17 protein-coding genes are annotated in these 16531 nt (G+C 69.9%); 8 read left to right on the plus strand and 9 right to left on the minus strand.

The features are described 5' to 3' along the window. The first annotated feature begins 252 nt into the window (after positions 1 to 252). Positions 253 to 975, plus strand: coding sequence for a sulfite exporter TauE/SafE family protein (locus U5K29_05855; protein MDZ7678055.1), 723 nt, complete (start codon positions 253 to 255; stop codon positions 973 to 975). A 285-nt stretch (positions 976 to 1260) separates the two neighbouring features. Here the strand turns inward: U5K29_05855 and U5K29_05860 are convergent, their stop codons facing one another. After that, on the minus strand, positions 1261 to 1533 hold the full coding sequence (locus U5K29_05860; protein ID MDZ7678056.1) for a YceI family protein: 273 nt from the start codon (positions 1531 to 1533) through the stop codon (positions 1261 to 1263). A 222-nt stretch (positions 1534 to 1755) separates the two neighbouring features. On the opposite strand from U5K29_05860, the gene U5K29_05865 reads away from it, so the two are divergent. Together U5K29_05865 and U5K29_05870 are read left to right on the plus strand one after the other, a co-directional pair. After that, on the plus strand, positions 1756 to 3072 hold the full coding sequence (locus U5K29_05865) for a YibE/F family protein (GenBank protein ID MDZ7678057.1): 1317 nt from the start codon (positions 1756 to 1758) through the stop codon (positions 3070 to 3072). Between the two features lie 38 nt (positions 3073 to 3110). Beyond that, entirely contained in the window at positions 3111 to 3890 is a 780-nt protein-coding gene (locus U5K29_05870; protein ID MDZ7678058.1) for a dihydrofolate reductase family protein, read from the plus strand. Between the two features lie 276 nt (positions 3891 to 4166). On the opposite strand, the gene U5K29_05875 is transcribed toward U5K29_05870, so the two are convergent. Beyond that, on the minus strand, positions 4167 to 4496 hold the full coding sequence (locus U5K29_05875) for a toxin-antitoxin system HicB family antitoxin (GenBank protein MDZ7678059.1): 330 nt from the start codon (positions 4494 to 4496) through the stop codon (positions 4167 to 4169). Then, positions 4493 to 4747, minus strand: coding sequence for a hypothetical protein (locus U5K29_05880; GenBank protein ID MDZ7678060.1), 255 nt, complete (start codon positions 4745 to 4747; stop codon positions 4493 to 4495). Before U5K29_05880 ends, U5K29_05875 begins: the two co-directional genes overlap by 4 nt. Before the next feature lie 447 nt (positions 4748 to 5194). Between U5K29_05880 and U5K29_05885 the strand changes: the two genes are divergently transcribed. Next, positions 5195 to 6151: an alpha/beta hydrolase gene (locus U5K29_05885; GenBank protein MDZ7678061.1), complete on the plus strand. Its 957-nt coding sequence runs from the start codon at positions 5195 to 5197 to the stop codon at positions 6149 to 6151. A 27-nt stretch (positions 6152 to 6178) separates the two neighbouring features. Here U5K29_05885 and nrdR read toward each other — a convergent pair whose 3' ends face one another. Further along, complete coding sequence (gene nrdR / locus U5K29_05890; protein MDZ7678062.1) at positions 6179 to 6646, minus strand: transcriptional regulator NrdR; 468 nt, start codon at positions 6644 to 6646, stop codon at positions 6179 to 6181. A 50-nt stretch (positions 6647 to 6696) separates the two neighbouring features. After that, positions 6697 to 6978, minus strand: a complete 282-nt coding sequence (locus U5K29_05895) for a hypothetical protein (GenBank protein ID MDZ7678063.1) — start codon at positions 6976 to 6978, stop codon at positions 6697 to 6699. Between the two features lie 247 nt (positions 6979 to 7225). Here U5K29_05895 and lexA point away from each other — a divergent pair, with 247 nt between their 5' ends. Genes lexA through purE form a run of 3 tightly spaced genes read left to right on the plus strand, consistent with a single transcriptional unit; the run spans position 7226 to position 9637 of the window. Then, positions 7226 to 7858: a transcriptional repressor LexA gene (gene lexA, locus U5K29_05900; protein ID MDZ7678064.1), complete on the plus strand. Its 633-nt coding sequence runs from the start codon at positions 7226 to 7228 to the stop codon at positions 7856 to 7858. Positions 7859 to 7906: 48 nt separating this feature from the next. After that, entirely contained in the window at positions 7907 to 9088 is a 1182-nt protein-coding gene (locus U5K29_05905) for a 5-(carboxyamino)imidazole ribonucleotide synthase (protein ID MDZ7678065.1), read from the plus strand. Between the two features lie 51 nt (positions 9089 to 9139). Further along, the gene (gene purE, locus U5K29_05910; GenBank protein MDZ7678066.1) at positions 9140 to 9637 is read left to right on the plus strand and encodes a 5-(carboxyamino)imidazole ribonucleotide mutase; all 498 of its coding nucleotides are present in this window, start codon (positions 9140 to 9142) and stop codon (positions 9635 to 9637) included. A gap of 57 nt (positions 9638 to 9694) precedes the next feature. Here the strand turns inward: purE and dapE are convergent, their stop codons facing one another. Then, positions 9695 to 10768 carry a succinyl-diaminopimelate desuccinylase gene (gene dapE, locus U5K29_05915; GenBank protein ID MDZ7678067.1) on the minus strand — a complete coding sequence of 358 codons (1074 nt, stop codon included), beginning with the start codon at positions 10766 to 10768 and terminating at the stop codon, positions 9695 to 9697. After that, entirely contained in the window at positions 10765 to 11601 is an 837-nt protein-coding gene (locus tag U5K29_05920) for a 2,3,4,5-tetrahydropyridine-2,6-dicarboxylate N-succinyltransferase (GenBank protein ID MDZ7678068.1), read from the minus strand. Before U5K29_05920 ends, dapE begins: the two co-directional genes overlap by 4 nt. 84 nt (positions 11602 to 11685) lie before the next feature. Between U5K29_05920 and U5K29_05925 the strand changes: the two genes are divergently transcribed. Then, entirely contained in the window at positions 11686 to 12981 is a 1296-nt protein-coding gene (locus U5K29_05925; GenBank protein MDZ7678069.1) for an acetyl-CoA hydrolase/transferase C-terminal domain-containing protein, read from the plus strand. A gap of 28 nt (positions 12982 to 13009) precedes the next feature. On the opposite strand, the gene U5K29_05930 is transcribed toward U5K29_05925, so the two are convergent. Together U5K29_05930 and U5K29_05935 are read right to left on the minus strand one after the other, a co-directional pair. Continuing rightward, positions 13010 to 15283: an EAL domain-containing protein gene (locus U5K29_05930; GenBank protein MDZ7678070.1), complete on the minus strand. Its 2274-nt coding sequence runs from the start codon at positions 15281 to 15283 to the stop codon at positions 13010 to 13012. A gap of 121 nt (positions 15284 to 15404) precedes the next feature. Continuing rightward, the gene (locus tag U5K29_05935; protein ID MDZ7678071.1) at positions 15405 to 16517 is read right to left on the minus strand and encodes an aminotransferase class I/II-fold pyridoxal phosphate-dependent enzyme; all 1113 of its coding nucleotides are present in this window, start codon (positions 16515 to 16517) and stop codon (positions 15405 to 15407) included. Between the last annotated feature and the right edge of the window lie 14 nt (positions 16518 to 16531).

Raw genomic sequence — 16531 nt, forward strand, 5'->3', positions numbered from 1 at the left:
GTCACCACAAGATGTTGGGTCCGAGGCGTCTGACAATTACACCATCGTAATTCCACCGCTGTCAACGGATTGATCGAAGATCTCGGTGACCAGGCCGGTGGCGCACCCCTCACCCTATGGACCCCTCCCTGTGGAGCATAAGAGGGAACATCCTGGGCACAACGACGATCCCCCTGGGCACAAACTGTGGAAATCGACGGCGTGGGTGTGGGTGGGGTCTAACCTGCCGCCGATGCCGGTGCCACCGCCCCCATGGAGCTGACCCTCGTCGCCGTCGTGGCCGCAGCGATCGCCACCCTCGTCGGCGCCACCATCCAGGGCTCGATCGGGTTCGGCATGAACCTGGTGACGGTCCCGGTCCTGGCGCTGGTGCTGCCCGAATCGCTTCCGGCCGCGGTGATCGTGCTCGGGATCCCGGTGTCGATCACCATGTTGCGCCACGAGTGGGCCTCGCTGGACCGCACCGGCCTCGGCTGGATCATCGGTGGGCGACTCCCCGGCACCGCCCTCGGCGCCTGGATCGTCGCGACCGTCGCGACCAGCACCCTGCAGGCGGTGATCGGCTCGATGATCCTGTTGGTGGTGCTGGCCAGCATCGCCGCCCCACCGGTACCGGTGCGGCCCGGCACCCAGGCGGCCACCGGCGCGGTGTCGGGCATCACCGGCACCGCCGGGGGCATCGGCGGCCCGCCCCTCGCCCTGCTCTACCAGTACAGCAGCGGTCCGACGATCCGAGCCACGCTGTCGGCGTCGTTTCTCATCGGGACCGTCGTGTCCCTCTTCGCCCTGGGCGTCACCGGGTCGCTCACCGCCGGCCAGCTCGGGTTGGGCGCGGGGCTCGCACCGCTGGTCGTGGCCGGGGTGATCATCGGTCGACGCTCGCACTCGGTGCTCGACCAGGGCTGGATGCGACCCGCGGTGCTGGCCTTCGCCGCGGTGTCGGCCACCGTCGTCATCGTCGACGCGGTGGTCTGAAGCGGGCCGCCGGGCCACCCCGAAGGCGACAGGCCGGACAGGTTCGAAGCAAGGTCGCGGCCACCCCGTCAGGTGTTCGATCCTGCTTCACAGCGTCTTGTCCGACTCGCCAGCGACAACCGGGGACGCTCCCACTGTTCCGTCCGGCCTATCGCCTTGGGGTATCTGGTACCCAGGCTAGAGAACCTTGCCTGTGGAACGTAAGGGGGGTGATCCTGTGAATTGCCTGTGGACGACGGGGGTTCATCCACAGGACACCTCCCCACAACCATGGCGGTCGATGTGTCAGGCCTGCCGGACGCCCTGGACGTCGATGTCGATCTTGACCGTCTTGGAGACGAGCACGCCACCGGTCTCGAGCGCCTGGTTCCAGGTGAGGCCGAACGCCTCGCGGTCGATCTCGATCTGGGTCGAGAACCCGACCCGCTCGTTGCCCCACGGGTCCTTGGCGACACCTTCGAGCTCGGCGGGCAGGGTGATGGCCTGGGTGACACCCCGGACGGTGAGCTCGCCGTCGACGTCGCCGGCGGGGCGCACCGCGATGGACCGGAAGGTGATCTCGGGGTGCCGGTCGACCGCGAAGAAGTCCTCGCTGAGGAGGTGAGTGGATCCTCGGCGATGGTGATCGTGTCCGAGTAGGAGCCGAAGCGGCCCCGGACCTTGGACACCATGAGGTGACGGGCGGCGAACTCGAGGGTGGAGTGGCGTTCAACCATCTCCACCGCCCATCCATTCCGACCCTCCCCCAGCCGGCGGCCGGATTCCGCTATCACATCGGGGGTGGACGACGACGACCGCGAGCGCGAGCACCCACCGGAGCCCCGCCGCGCCGACCACGCGCACGGCCACCTCGACGACACCGCCCTGGTCGACGGGGGCCGCCAGCACCTCGCGGTGCGCATCATCCTCGGGATCGTCGCCGCGGTGGCCGTCACCACCATCGCGGGACTCATCGTCTGGTGGCCACGGGGCGATGCCCCCGACACCGGAGCGTCGATCGCCGGCCTCGCCTACCCCCGTGCCACCGTCGTCGACATCGACCACGGCGAGTGCCCCACCTTCGAGTTCGACGCCCCCAGTGACTGCGATCTCGTCAGCGCCGAGCTGACCAGTGGGCCCGACGAAGGCTCGATCATCACCTTCCAGGTCGCAGCCATCGACTTCGACGTCCCCACCCTGTCGGTCGGCGACCGACTCGTCCTCCAGCACAACCCGCTCGCCCCACCCGAGTTCGCCTACACCTACTGGGAGCACCAGCGCGACACGCCCCTCATCGCCCTCACCGCGCTCTTCGTGATCGTGATCCTGATCTTCGGCCGCTGGCACGGCGCCAGGGCGCTGGTCGGACTCGTCGTCACCTTCGGCATCATCGTCTGGTTCCTGCTGCCGTCGCTGCTTCGCGACGAGCCGGCGGTGGCCGTCGCCCTCGTCGCCACCTCGCTCATCGCGTTCGCGACCCTGTACCTGGCCCACGGCGTCAGCCTCAACACCACCGTCGCCCTCGTCGGCACCATGGCCAGCCTCGTGGTGATCGCCACCCTCGCGGCCGTCTTCGTCGGACTCGCCCACCTCACCGGCCTGTCCAGCGCCGACGTCCAGCTGATCAGGGTCAGCGCCGAGGCTCTCGATCCCGCCGGCCTGCTCCTGGCGGGGATCATCATCGGTGCCCTCGGCGTGCTCGACGACGTGACCGTGACCCAGGTCGCCGCCGTCGCCGAGATCAGAGCGGCCGACCCCACCATGAGCCCCCGCCGCCTCTATCAGGGGGGCCTGCGCGTCGGCCGGGACCACATCGCCGCCACCGTCAACACCCTCGTGCTGGCCTACGTGGGGGCCTCGCTGTCGCTCATGCTGTTCTTCGCCCAATCCGACCGCCCCATCGGCCAGCTCCTCGGCCAAGAGGCGGTCGCCATCGAGATCGTACGGACCCTGGTCGGCAGCATCGGTCTCGTCGCCGCCGTCCCCATCACCACCGCCCTCGCCGTGCTCGTCAGCACCGCCGGCCGACCCCCGGCGGGTCACCCCCCGGACCCCGAACCGGCCGATGCCACACCGAGCTGGGAGGACTTCGCCCCCGACGACGAGCCCCGATTCTGACCGCCCCTTCTCGCGATCGTCCCGCTAGGGTCGCCTCGATGCTGCGCCGGCTTCCCCTCCACCCTGGCGAGACCACCGCCGAACCGATCGATCCCGACGACGTGGCGGCGCTGATCGCCGCCGAGGCCCGACCCGCGCCGCCACACCGACCGTGGGTCGCGGTCAACATGGTCACCTCGGCCGACGGAGCCACCACCACCTCCGCAGGGGTGTCCGGCGACCTGGGCAGCGACACCGACATGGCCGTCTTCGGTGCCCTGCGGTCGATCGCCGACGTGGTACTCGCCGGGTCGGGCACCGTCACCGCCGAGCGCTACCGGCCACCCAAGGCCGGCCCTGCCCGCCGCGACCAACGCATCGCCCGCGGCCAGGCTCCCCTCCCGCGCCTCGCGGTGGTGTCCAACCGCGGCGACGTCGATCTCGACCTCCCCCTGTTCAGCGAGGCCACCCCGGAGTCGCGCCCGATCGTGCTGGTCGCCACCAACGCCGTCGACGACGAGCGACGCCACCGCCTCGACCAGGTGGCCGAGGTGATCGACGCCGGCGACAGCCTGGTCGACCCCGCCATCGCCGTGCGCCTGCTCGGCGACCGGACCGGGGCCTCGGTGGTGGTCTGTGAGGGCGGACCCACCCTCAACGGCTTGCTGCTCGCCGGCGACCTCATCGACGAGTGGTGTCTCACCATCGGCCCCATCCTCGCCGGCGGGGAGTCGCACCGCGGCTCGCACGGGCCCACCCTCGCCGAACCCCTCACGCTCGACCTCGCTCGGGCCTGGCAGCACGACGGCGAGCTGCTCCTTCGCTACGTGCGCCACTGACCGCCAAGCGGGGCGACGCCACGGCCCCGCCCGCGACGAACTTGCATCACACGGGGCGGCTGGCCGCACGCGTCCTCGAGCTGGGACGCGGATCGGTGGGCGGCTTTCGATCGTGCAATGCTGAACCACAGATGGGCCACGCCCGACGAGGTGCCGGGCGACCTTCCTCTGCCCAGCTGGAGGATTGGGAGGGGACCGACGGCTGGTAGGACACAGAACAGCGTCAGCCGGCGGTGGGGGCATCTGCTCTCAGGTGGTCGCGGCGAAGGGACTGGGTCAGCTGCGAGCAAGCCGGTCGCTGACGAGCCTGTTCAAACTCACGCCCTCCTGTGCGGCGGACAGAGCCAGTTCACGATGAAGGGACTCGGGAACGCGAACGTTGAACCTTCCAGAGAAGCGCCGCTCGGCGATCGGCTCCGGGACCGGGTCACCGTTCGCCTCCAGGTCGGCGACGACGTCGGCGACCAGATCGACCAGTCCCCGTAGTGCCTTGGCCTGGTCCACGTGGAGCCATGACAGTGACGGGAACTCAGCCACGGTAGCGACGAACTCGCCGTCCTCAGCCGACCACAGAACTCGGTAGGCGTAGTGCTTGATGTCGGTCACTTCTGCTCCTCCTGCAGCTTGTCGATGGCCTTGAGTACTTGCCGGACTTGGTAGGCCTTCGCCTCGCCGTCTTTGGACTTCTGGATGTTCACCCGTGGGTCGCCCGGCCAGGGGGTCTTGAACACAGCGTGGGATGTCCCGCTCTGACGTGGTTCCCCGAAGAAGTGGGCACACACCGAGTGAAGATCGTGGTACGAGATGTTCTGCGGTGCGTTACGCATCGCAGCCACGGTCTCGTCGAGCTTGGCCACTCATCGATGGTACCAATAGCGGTACCGTTCGGCAACAGGTCCAGAACTCACGATCGAATCGAGGATGCTGAGCGAGTCGCCGGAGAGAGCTGCAGCGGCGACAACTCGGGCCGACAGACACTCCGGTTCTGGGCGATGGCGGAGGTGGCTGCCGACGGCCATCGACATCGTGGGCGCCACACTGAGACCGCCCTCCAAGTGCCACACGGCGACGGTGTGCGACCGAGCGGAAGCCACCAGCCGCTGTTATACGGGTGGGGTCACGGCACCCCTCCGTGGAGGCCGCCCAACGTCGAGCGAAGGAACTCTGCCGGCGAGATGTGCCGTTCTGGAGCGTTCTGTGCCGGCAGAGTGGATTCACCTGGAGGTCGTCCTGCAACCGCTGCCACCGACGTGCCGTTGGAAGATACGGCGAATGGTGCCTGACGCGGCGCTAACCTCCCAGCGATGATCGAATGGGTGGAGGTACCTGACGAGGCCGCCGAGGAGATGCGGGCGGTCAACACCGCGGTCGAGGAGCTGATCGCGGGACAGCCGCCGATCGAGCAGGTGGGGGCCGAGGTCACCAGGCGGGCCCGGCTCGACGGCGACAGCTGGATGGGACCGGTGGTGACCAGCGACGACGCAACCACCCGGACCATCGACACCGACATCGGCCCGATCGATGTTCGGGTGGTGGCGCCCGACGACCCGCGCGCGGTGTACCTCCACCTCCACGGCGGCGGATTCGTCCTCGGCGCCGCCGACCAACAGGACCTGCTCCTGTCGACCATCGCCCACCGGTGCGGCGTCGCGGTGGTGAGCGTCGAGTACCGGCTGGCTCCCGAGCACCCGTTCCCGGCGGGTCCCGACGACTGCGAGGCGGCGGCGACCTGGCTCATCGAGCACGCGGCCGCCGAGTTCGGCACCGATCGCCTGATGATCGGCGGCGAATCCGCCGGCGCCCACCTCGCCGCCCTCACCCTGTTGCGCCTGCGCGACCGCAACGCGACCGTGGCTCCGTTCGTCGCCGCCAACCTGGTCTTCGGCGTCTTCGACCTGACCCAGACGCCGAGCGCCCGCAACTGGGGTGAGCGCGCCCTCATCCTGTCCCGGGCCACATTGGCCTGGTTCAGCGACTGCTTCACCCTCGACCTGTCCGACGAGCAGCGCCGCGACCCCACGGTGTCACCGCTCTATGCCGACCTGGCCGGGCTGGTACCCGCCCTGTTCACCGTTGGCGATCAGGATCCGCTCCTCGACGACTCGCTGTTCATGGGCGCGCGCTGGCGAGCTGCCGGCAACCCCGCCGAGGTCCTCGTGTTCCCCGAAGGCCCCCACGGCTTCGTGGCGTTCCCCACCGCCATCGCCACCATGGCCACCGACCGTCAACTGGAGTTCATCGCCCGCCACGCCGCGACCTGATGCGGGCTGAGGGGGCGACGCCGCGGATCAGTGGCGCTTGGGCTCGGTCGCCTTGGTGAGCACCGCGACCTCGCGCTCGAAGTCGGCGGGTTCGTCGAAGCCCTTGTAGACGCTGGCGAAGCGCAGGTAGGCGACCTGGTCGAGCTCGCGGAGCGACTCGAGCACGCTGAGCCCCACCTGCTCGGTCGTGACCTCGGTACCGAGCAGCCGCAGCTGGTCCTCGACCTGGGTGGCCAGCGCCTGGACCGCGTCCTCGGTGACGGGACGGGCCTTGGCCGCCGCCATCACCCCGGCGATGACCTTGGTGCGGTCGAAGGGCATGCGGTCGCCCGAGCGCTTCACGATCACCAGCGGCAGCTCCTCGAGCCGCTCGAAGGTGGTGAACCGCCGGCCACATTCGAGGCACTGGCGACGTCGGCGGATGGTGCTGCCGTCATCGGACTGGCGCGAGTCGACGACCTTGTCGTCGAGGTTCGCGCAGCCGGGGCACTTCACCGGCTGGACGCTAGTGGTCGAACCAGCCACCGCGCACCTCGGTTGCCCCGCTACCCCCCGACCGGCGAGGACGGGTCGGCCTCGGCGGCGACCGATGCCGAAGCCGGGATGCCGCGCTGGGAGTCGAGGACTCGCCCAAGGGTGATCGTGCCCGCCGCCACGACCACCGCCAGGGCCACGACGGCCATGACCGCCAGCAGGCGCGACACGGCGTTGACGGGCTCGACACGTTCGCCGCCGGAGGCCAGCCGCAGCGGTGGGGGGTCGATGACGGTGGCCTCGCGATGATGGGGCTCGAGCCAGCGGGGTGAGTCGGTGGAGATGGCAACCATGGTTCTGATCTTCTCCAGGGGGTGTGACAGCGAAGGGTGTGACAGCGAGCGCTCGACCCCGCCTTCGCGGCCATCCGCGCCCGGCAGAGGTTCAAGTGGTAGAACGATCGTTCGACGAACGGCTGTTCGACCTCCACCCAAACACGAACAGGCGTTCGTGTCAAGCACGGGTCGAACAGATGTTTGTCTCCCGCCACCGCTGGTGGTACCGTGACACAAACAGGCGTTCGACCGAAGGGGACCTGCCGTGACCGAATCCATGCTGACCATCCGCCAGCGAGAAGTGCTCGAGACCATCGACGCCCACATGCGCGACCGCGGCTACCCGCCATCGGTGCGCGAGATCGGCGAGGCGGTCGGGCTCAGCTCGCCGTCCACCGTGCACTCGCACCTCCGCACGCTCCAGAAGCTCGGCTACCTGCGCCGCGACCCCACCAAGCCACGCGCCATCGAGGTGCGCTGGGACGCCAGCTCGGGCCCCAACATCGAACGCCGGCCCGTGCGCCACGTTCCCCTGGTCGGCGACGTCGCCGCCGGCACCGACGTGCTGGCCCACGAGAACATCGAAGAGGTGGTCCCCCTGCCCGCCGACCTCACCGGCGACGGCGACCTGTTCATGCTCCGGGTCCGGGGAGACTCCATGATCGATGCCGGCATCCTCGACGGCGACTTCGTCGTCGCCCGCTCCCAAGCCCAGGCCGACCCCGGCGATGTGGTGGTGGCAGGCATTCCCGGCGACGAAGCCACGGTCAAGACCTGGACCCGCGATGGCGACCAGGTCGTGCTGGTCCCCGCCAACGCCGAGCTCGAGCCCATGGCCTTCGACCCCGCCGACGTCGTGGTCTACGGCAAGGTCGTCACGGTGATGCGCAAGCTCTGAGACGCCGGTGCGCGAGGCGCCCCCGCCGATGTGCGACGCTTCTTGGCGATGCCTGAGACCGCTGCCGGCTCCACGCCACACCCACCGCCCACCATCGGCATGGTCGGTGGTGGACAGCTCGCCCGCATGACCCACCAGGCGGCCATCGCCCTCGGCATCCCCTTCAGGGTGATGGTCGCCTCGCCCACCGACTCCGCTGCCCTCGTCAGCCCCGACACCACCACCGGCGATCCACACTCGGCCGCCGATCTCGCCGCGTTCGCGACCACCTGCGACGTGATGACCTTCGACCACGAGCTGGTCGACCTCGACGCCCTCGACACCATCGAATCCGCCGGTGCGGCCGTCGCCCGGCCTCCGGCCACCGCCTTGCGGTTCGCCACCGACAAGGCCCACCAGCGGCGCGCCTTCGCCGCGGCCGGGCTCCCCCTCCCCCATCACCGCATCGTCGACGATGCCCCGGGTGCCGCCGCGGCGGGCACCGACCTCGGATGGCCGGTGGTGGTCAAGACCGCCCGCGGCGGATACGACGGGCGGGGCGTGTGGATCCTCGACGACCAGGCAGCGCTCGACGCGCTCCTCGCCCAGATGGGCGATCCCTGCCCCACCCTCGTGCTCGAGGAACGCATCTCGCTCGAACGCGAGCTGGCCGTGGTCATCGCCCGCAGCCCGGATGGGGCCACCGTGTCCTACCCGGTCGTCGAGACGGTGCAGGCCGACGGGATCTGCCGCGAGACGATCGTGCCCGCCCGGATCGAACCCCATGTGGCCTCCGAGGCCGTCGAGGTCGCGACCGCTGCCGCCGAGGTGGTCGGCGCCGTCGGCATCATCGCCGTCGAGCTGTTCTGGGACGGTCGCCGGGTCACGGTCAACGAGGTCGCCACCCGCCCCCACAACTCCGGTCACTGGACGATCGAGGGCGCGGTCACCTCGCAGTTCGCCAACCACCTGCGGGCCGTGGCCGGGCTGCCGCTCGGGGCCACCGCCGCGGTCGCTCCCGCAGTGGTCATGGCCAACATCCTCGGCCACGCCGACGGCCGCGACCCCCTCGACCACCTCCACACCGCCCTGGGCGTGCCGGGTGCCGCGGTGCACCTCTACGGCAAGGGACCCAGACCCGGCCGTAAGCTCGGCCACGTGACCGTGCTGGCCGACACCGTCGCCGACGCCAGGAGCCGGGCCCGGGCTGGCGTGGCAGCACTCGGCGACCCGGTCCCCGACCGGCCATGAACCCCGACCGGCCATGAACCCCGACCCGCCATCAGCACAGGAGCCGAACCAGTGAGCGTCGCCGTCGTGATGGGTAGCGACTCGGACTACCCGACCATGCAGGGAGCGGTCGAGGTGCTCGACGAGTTCGGCATCGACCGCGAGGTGCGGGTCGTGTCGGCCCATCGCACCCCCGACGCCATGATCGCCTACGGTCACGAGGCCGCCGACCGCGGGGTGCAGGTCATCATCGCCGGCGCCGGAGGCGCCGCCCACCTGCCCGGCATGCTCGCCTCGGTGACACCGCTGCCGGTCATCGGGGTACCGGTCCCCCTGGCGCACCTCGACGGCATGGACTCGCTGCTGTCCATCGTGCAGATGCCCGCGGGAGTGCCAGTGGCCACCGTGTCGGTGGGCGGGTCCCGCAACGCCGGCCTGCTCGCGGTGCGAATCCTCGCTGCCACCGACCCCGACCTGCGAGCCGCCATGGAACGGTTCCAGGGCACTCTCGCCGAGACCGCCCGGGCCAAGGACGCGGCCCTCACCGAACGGCTGGCCAACCCGGACTGACCTCGGTCCCCGCCGCCACCTCGACACCGGGTGCCAGGTCTGCGCCTTCGACGCTCCTCAGGCGCCGCCGGTCACCAGATCGTGCAGGGCGGCGTAGGCGATCTCGAGATCGTGGCGTTCGACGTGTTCGTCGGGGGCGTGGGCGATGGTGGCGTCGCCCGGTCCGAAGTTGGCCGCAGGGATGCCCGCCGCGGCGAAACGGGCGACGTCGGTCCAACCCAGCTTGGCCCGCACCTCCAAGCCGTTGCGCTCGATCAGTCTCTGCACCAGCGGGTGGTCGGTAGCGGGCCAGGCCGCCCCGGCCTCATCGACCCGCTCGATGGTGTCCTCGGGACCGAACAGCCCGTCGAAGACCTCCATCACATGGGCCTCGGCCTCCTCGAGATCCCGATCGGGCGCGAACCGATGGTTGATCGTGAGGTGCGCCGAGTCGGGCACCACGTTGCCGGCGACCCCACCTTCTACGGCGGTGGCCAGGAGCGCCTCGTGGAACTCGCACCCGCCGATGACCGGACGGCGCGGCTCGTACAGCTCCAACACGGCCAGCAGCCGGCTCAGCCGGTGGATGGCGTTCACCCCCATCCACGCCCGGGCGGGATGGGCCCGACGGCCGGCCAGGCCGATGACATAGCGCAGGGTCCCCTGGCACCCGGCCTCGATCGCGGCCGACGTCGGTTCGCCCAACAAGGCCACATCACCCTCGAGCAGGTCGGGCCGCTGCTCGAACAGCTCGTTCAGGCCGCTGTGGACCCTGGCCACCTCTTCGCGGGCGTAGAACACGTAGGTGACATCGACCACGGGCTCGGTCACGGTGCGACCCAGCTCGAGCATGACCGCCAAGCCGCCCTTCATGTCGGTGGAGCCGACACCCCAGAGCGTGTCCCCATCGAGGCGGGCGGTCTCGTTCCCGTTGGGCAGGACCGTGTCGGTGTGACCGGCCAGGATGAGTCGGGTGTCGCGGCCCAACGACGTGCGGGCCACCAGGTTGTCGCCCACGCGATCTACCTGAAGCGACGGCACCGCCTCGAGCTCGCGCTGGAGATGGTCGACCACCGGTCCCTCGGCGAACGACGGCGACGGCAGGTCGACCAGCTCGGCGGTGAGCTGGAGCAGATCGGTGTCAGAGCTCACATCGAGACGCCGTGCTCCCGGAGCACGTCGTTGAGCGTGGCCTTGTCGTGACGCTCACCCTCGGCGAACCGCTTGATGATGAGCGCACAGGGCAAGCCGAAGGTGCCGCCCCGGAACACCTTCGCACGCGTGGCGTTGATCACCAGGCACCACGGCGGCACGATCCCCCGCGACACCTCGTCGCCGGTCTCGGCGTCGATCACCGGGATCGACGGGTTGAGCACCACCCCGGCGCCGAGCATCGCACCCTCGCCGACCCGGGCACCTTCGGTCACCATCGACCGGCTCCCGATGAACGCCTCGTCCTCGATCACCACCGGCGCGGCCTGCGGCGGCTCGAGGACGCCACCGATGCCGACGCCACCGGACAGGTGGACGTTCTCGCCGACCTGGGCGCACGACCCGACCGTGGCCCAGGTGTCGACCATCGAGTTGGCCCCCACCCGGGCACCGATGTTCACATAGCTCGGCATCAGCACCACGCCACGGTCGAGGAACGACCCCCACCGGGCCGACGCGCCCGGGACCACGCGCACACCGGACGCCTCGTAGGCGGCCTTGAGCGGGATCTTGTCGGCGTACTCGAACGGCCCCAGCTCGATGGTCTTCATCTGCGAGATCTTGAACAGCAGCAACACCGCGTGCTTGAGCCACTGGTTCACCAGCACCTCGCCCATCTCGCTCCCGTCGGGCACCACCTCGGCGATGCGCTCCTCACCCGCGTCGAGGCGGGCGATGGCGTCGCGGATGGTGGCGCCGGCCTCGGGATCGGCGACATCGAAGGTGTCGCGCTCGTCCCAGATCCGTTCGATTCGAGCCTTCAGGTCTGCCATGGAGGCCGAGACTATCGCCGCTGGGCCGGCGCGCCCGACCCCGACCGGGCGCGATCGGCTGCGATTCCTGCTACGACTGACACCGTGAGCGCCACGACTCCACGACCTCCGTCGCTGTCACCCACCAGCCCGGAGGCGGTCCTCTCGCACGTCTCGCCCGGCACCAGCATCATCGTGCCCCTCGCCAACGGCGAACCACGAACGGTGCTCGACGCCATCGAGTCCGGAGCTGACGGCCTCCGCGGCGTGCGGGTGCACCAGATGCACGCCCTGTACGACCGCGACTACCTCAACGGGCGCTGGGCCGGCCGCCTCGACCACACCTCGTACTTTCTATCCCACATCACCAGGCCGTACTTCCACAAGGGCACGGTCGATCTGGTGCCGTGCAACTTCAGCGAGCTTCCCCGCCTGCTGCGCCGGCTCCCCGAACCCCGGCTGGTCATCGCCGCGGTGTCCCCTCCCGACCGCCACGGCTACTTCTCGCTCGGCACCAACGCCGACTACGTCTCGCCGTTCATCGGCCGGGTCCCGTTCTTCGTCGAGGCCAACCCCGCGATGCCGCGGACCTTCGGGCGCAACTCGATCCATGTCAGCCAGACCATCGGCTGGACCGAGGCCGACTACCCCCTGTTCGAGATCGAGCCAGCAGAACCAGGTGAGACCGACCGCACCATCGCCCGGTTCGTCGCCGAGCGCATCCCCGATGGCGCCACCATCCAGGCCGGCATCGGATCGATCCCCAACGCCGTGCTGGGCGAGCTGTCGGGCCACCGCGACCTCGGCCTGCACACCGAGCTGCTGTCCGACGGCATCATCGACCTGGTCCACCGCGGGGTGCTCACCGGCACCCGAAAGCTCCGCCGACCGGGCAAACACGTCACGACCTTCGCCATGGGAAGCCGGGCGCTCTATGACTTCATGCACGAGAACCCCGCGGTCGAGCTCTTGCCGGTCGACTACGTGAACGACCCACGGGTCATCGGCACCGAGCCGAACTTCGTCTCGATCAACGCCACGACCGAGGTCGACTTCCTCGGCCAGTGCGCCTCCGAGACGATCGGTGGACGGTACTGGTCAGGCAGCGGTGGACAGGCCGACTTCGCCCGGGGATCGACCTACGCCGACGGTGGTCAAGGGTTCGTGGTGCTGCACTCCACCACCAGCGACGGCAGCTTCTCGCGCATCCGGTCGCGGCTCACCACCGGCTCCGCGGTCACCACCCTCAAGAACACCGTCGACAAGGTCGTGACCGAGCATGGGGTCGCCGAGCTGCGAGGCCGCTCGATCCGCGAGCGGTCGCGTGCGCTGATCGCGATCGCCCACCCCGCCTTCCGCGAGGAGCTCGAGCGCGAAGCGTCCGAGCTCGGCTACCTGTAGCGCCGGCTACCGGTAGAAGACGGTGGGCTTACCGCCGGTGTCGAGGATCTCGTCGATCCTCGCCGCGGAACCGGGACGGCCCAACAGATAGCCCTGGACCTGGTCGCACCCCAGCCGCCGGAGATGGTGGAGCTGATCGGCGGTCTCGACGCCCTTCGGCGAGGGTGGTCAACGACATCCCCTTGGCCATGCCGATCACCGCCTTGATGATCTGGGCGTCCTCCTCGGACTCACCCACGTTGGCGACGAAGGACCGGTCGATCTTCACGACCGACAAGGGAAACGACTTCAGGGTCTGCAACGACGACCACCCGGTGCCGAAGTCGTCGAGCGCCAGCTCCACCCCGGCGGCGGCGAGCTCCTCCATCGCCGCCACCCCCGGCCCCATGTCGGCGACGAACGCGGTCTCGGTGACCTCGATCCCCACCGCCGACGGTGGCAGCCCGTGAGCGGCGATGGCCTTGGCGACCCGGGTCGCGACATCGTCGGTGTCGAGCTCGCGCCGCGACAGGTTGACCCACACCCGCGGCGCGGCGGTGCCGTAGCGGCGACGCCAGTCGGCGGCCTGCCGGCAGGCCTGGTCGAGGATCTCGGCTCCGAGATCGATGATGAGGCCGCTGCGTTCGGCCACCTCGATGAACTCGGCCGCCGGCACCAGACCCCGCTGGGGGTGCTGCCACCGGGCCAGCACCTCGACCCCCACCACCCGGTCGGTGCTCAGCGAGACGAGCGGCTGGTACACCGCCCTCAGCTCGCCGTCGGCGACCGCCCGGCGAAGCTCGCCTTCGACCTTGACCTGCTCGGTGACCAGGGCGCGGTGTGCAGGGTGGAAGTACTCGACGCCGCCGGCGCGGGCCTTGGCTGCGGTCATCGCCAGGTGAGCATCGCGGAGCATGTTCTCCGCGTCGCGAGCCTCGTCGCTCTCGGCCAGTCCCACGCTCATCGTGACGAAGAACTCGTAGTCGTCGATGGTGAACACTCCGTCGACCGCGTTCTGCAGCAGGGTGACGAGCTCGTCGGCGGCCATCGTGCCGGGTGGGCTGAACACCGCGAACTCGTCGCCACCGACCCGAGCGGCCATCATCCCGGGAGACAGCACGGCGGTGACCCGTTCGGCCACGGCCAAGAGCACCGCATCGCCCGCGTGGTGGCCGGCGGACTGGTTCACCGCCCCGAACCGGTCGAGGTCGAAGAGCGCGACCACTGGTGGCTGGGTCTCGGTGGAGCCCCCGGCCAGCACCGCGTCCACCGCAGCCACGAACGCCAGCCGGTTGGGCAGCCCGGTGAGGTGGTCGAACGACCGCTGGTGCTCGACCAGCTCGTCCAGCTCCTCGCGGTGGGTCATGTCGACCCCGACCCCGTCGACCTGCTCGACCCGCCCCGACGGACCGACCACCCCACGCGCCCTGATGTGCAGGGTCCGCGGGGAGCCATCGGGCTGCTCGATGCGGAACTCGGTGTCGATCCAGCCCTCGGTCACCACGTCGCGCATGGCTTGGTAGTAGATGTCGCGGTCCTCGTCGTGGACGAACCGACTGAAGTCGTCGACGGTGACGAACAGGTCGCGGGGGTCGCGACCGAGCACCTCGCCCGCCACCTCGTTGAGGTAGGCGATGCGGCCGGTGATGAGGTCGATCGAGAAGGCCATCTCCTGCATGGAGGTGAGCACCCCCGCCAGCCGCCGTTCGCTCGCACGGAGCGCGTCCTCGGCCCGCTTCTGGGCGGTGATGTCACGGCTCAGCGCCAACATGGCCACTCGGCCGTGCCACTCGATGGGGTGGGCGACCACCTCGACCCACCGGTGCTCGCCGTGCGGACCGAAGTGCAGCAGCAGGCTCGGTTCGCTCCGCCGATCACCGCCGGAGACGAAGTGGACGATGCGATCCGAGCCCGGCATCGGACCGAGATCGGTGGTGCGTAGCGAGAGCAGCTCCTCGCGACGTCGACCGTAGCGGCGCACCATGGTGTCGTTGACCTCGAGCAGCTCGAGGGTCTCGGGGTCGTACACCCACATGGCCTCGGGGCTGAGGTTGAACAGCGCCGCCTGGAGCTCGGTCTGGCTGGCCAGCTCCTCGTCGAGCCGGTTCATTCGTCGGTACATGCCGACGATGAGGTGGTAGAGGATGTACCCACTGACCGCGACGAAGCCCAGGCCCTTGACGATGTTTCCCCAGACCGAGCTCAGCGGGTCGCCGACCACCCCGAAGACCGCGTCGCTGAGCAGGATCCACACGGACGCGATGGCCACATAGATCAGCGCGATGCTGCGTGCCGCCGCGCTCGCTCGATCGGGACCGCCCATGATCCTCCCTCTGGCCGGGGCGGGATGAGGGGGTCCCCGCCACACGCCAGAGGCTACTGCCGCTGACGGTGGTTTCCCCTGGATCCTCGCGCGGACGGTGTTCGCCCAGGTGTCTGCTCGGTCAGTTCAGGCGCTGCTCGAGCAGATCGATCCGGTCGTCGGGCTGCACCATGGCGAGCCGGACGTGGCTCGCACCCGTCGGCCCATAGAACTCGCCGGGGCTGACCAGCACGCCGGCATCCTCGGCGAGGCGCCGGGCGAAGGCCCAGGCATCACCGTCGGGGGCTCGCACCCAGAGGTAGAACCCGCCTCCGGGCAACGACACGTCGATGCCGTAGCTGCCCGCGAGCACGGCGGCGCACCGCTGCAGCCGACCCAGATAGGTGTCGCGTTGGGCGTCGACGTGGACGTCGTCGCCGAACGCGACCACCGCCGCGGCCTGGACCGGTCCCGGCAGCATGAACCCCGCGTGCTTGCGCACCTCCTGCAGGTAGTGGACCAGATCGGCGTCGCCGGTGTAGAAGCCCGCCCGCATCCCCGCCAGGTTTGAGCGCTTCGAGAGGGAGTGCACGGCGAGGACCCCATCGGGTCCCGAGGCGAGGATCGTGCGGGCAGGACCGTCCCAGGTGAACTCGGCGTAGCACTCGTCGGAGAGCACCGTCACCCCTCGCTCGCGACCCCAGGCCGCGGCGGCACCGAGGTCGTCGAGACCTCCGGCGGGATTCCCAGGGGTGTTCACCCACAGACACAACGCCCGGGCCGCATCGGCGTCGTCGATGGAAGCCAGGTCGAGCCGCCAGTCGGCGTCGACCGCGACGGGAACGGCGCGGCAACCGGCGAGCACGGCGCCCATCTCATAGGTGGGGTAGCTGATCGCCGGGTACAGCACCGTGTCGCGTGCGGGGGTTCGCAGCTTCAGCCACTGGGGAATGCCGGCCACCAGCTCCTTGGTGCCGATGCACGCCCCCACGGCGCTGGGCTCCACCACAGCACCCAATCGACGTTCGAGCCACGCCGCGGCCGCTTCTCGAAAGGCCGCGGTCCCGATCGAAGGCGGGTATCCCCGCTCGGCGCCCGAACCGGCAAGCATGGCCACCACCGCGTCGGGCGGTGGGTCACAGGGGGTGCCGATCGACAGGTCGATCACACCTCCCTCGTGGGCGGCAGCCACCGCCTTCAACCCGTCGAGGCGGTCGTAGGGATACGGTGGGGGGACGAATCCGGGTGCGGTCACCCCTTCATGGAACC

This window comes from Acidimicrobiales bacterium (genome assembly GCA_034521975.1).
GTDB lineage: Bacteria > Actinomycetota > Acidimicrobiia > Acidimicrobiales > SKKL01 > SKKL01.

What these genes read in the sequence shown, in the direction of transcription:
- U5K29_05855 (MDZ7678055.1), top strand. Translation starts at nt 253, where the DNA reads ATGGAGCTGACCCTCGTCGCCGTCGTGGCCGCAGCGATCGCCACCCTC.
- U5K29_05870 (MDZ7678058.1), top strand. Translation starts at nt 3,111, where the DNA reads ATGCTGCGCCGGCTTCCCCTCCACCCTGGCGAGACCACCGCCGAACCG.
- U5K29_05885 (MDZ7678061.1), top strand. Translation starts at nt 5,195, where the DNA reads ATGATCGAATGGGTGGAGGTACCTGACGAGGCCGCCGAGGAGATGCGG.
- U5K29_05895 (MDZ7678063.1), bottom strand. Translation starts at nt 6,978, where the DNA reads ATGGTTGCCATCTCCACCGACTCACCCCGCTGGCTCGAGCCCCATCAT.
- U5K29_05905 (MDZ7678065.1), top strand. Translation starts at nt 7,907, where the DNA reads ATGCCTGAGACCGCTGCCGGCTCCACGCCACACCCACCGCCCACCATC.
- U5K29_05920 (MDZ7678068.1), bottom strand. Translation starts at nt 11,601, where the DNA reads ATGGCAGACCTGAAGGCTCGAATCGAACGGATCTGGGACGAGCGCGAC.
- U5K29_05930 (MDZ7678070.1), bottom strand. Translation starts at nt 15,283, where the DNA reads ATGGGCGGTCCCGATCGAGCGAGCGCGGCGGCACGCAGCATCGCGCTG.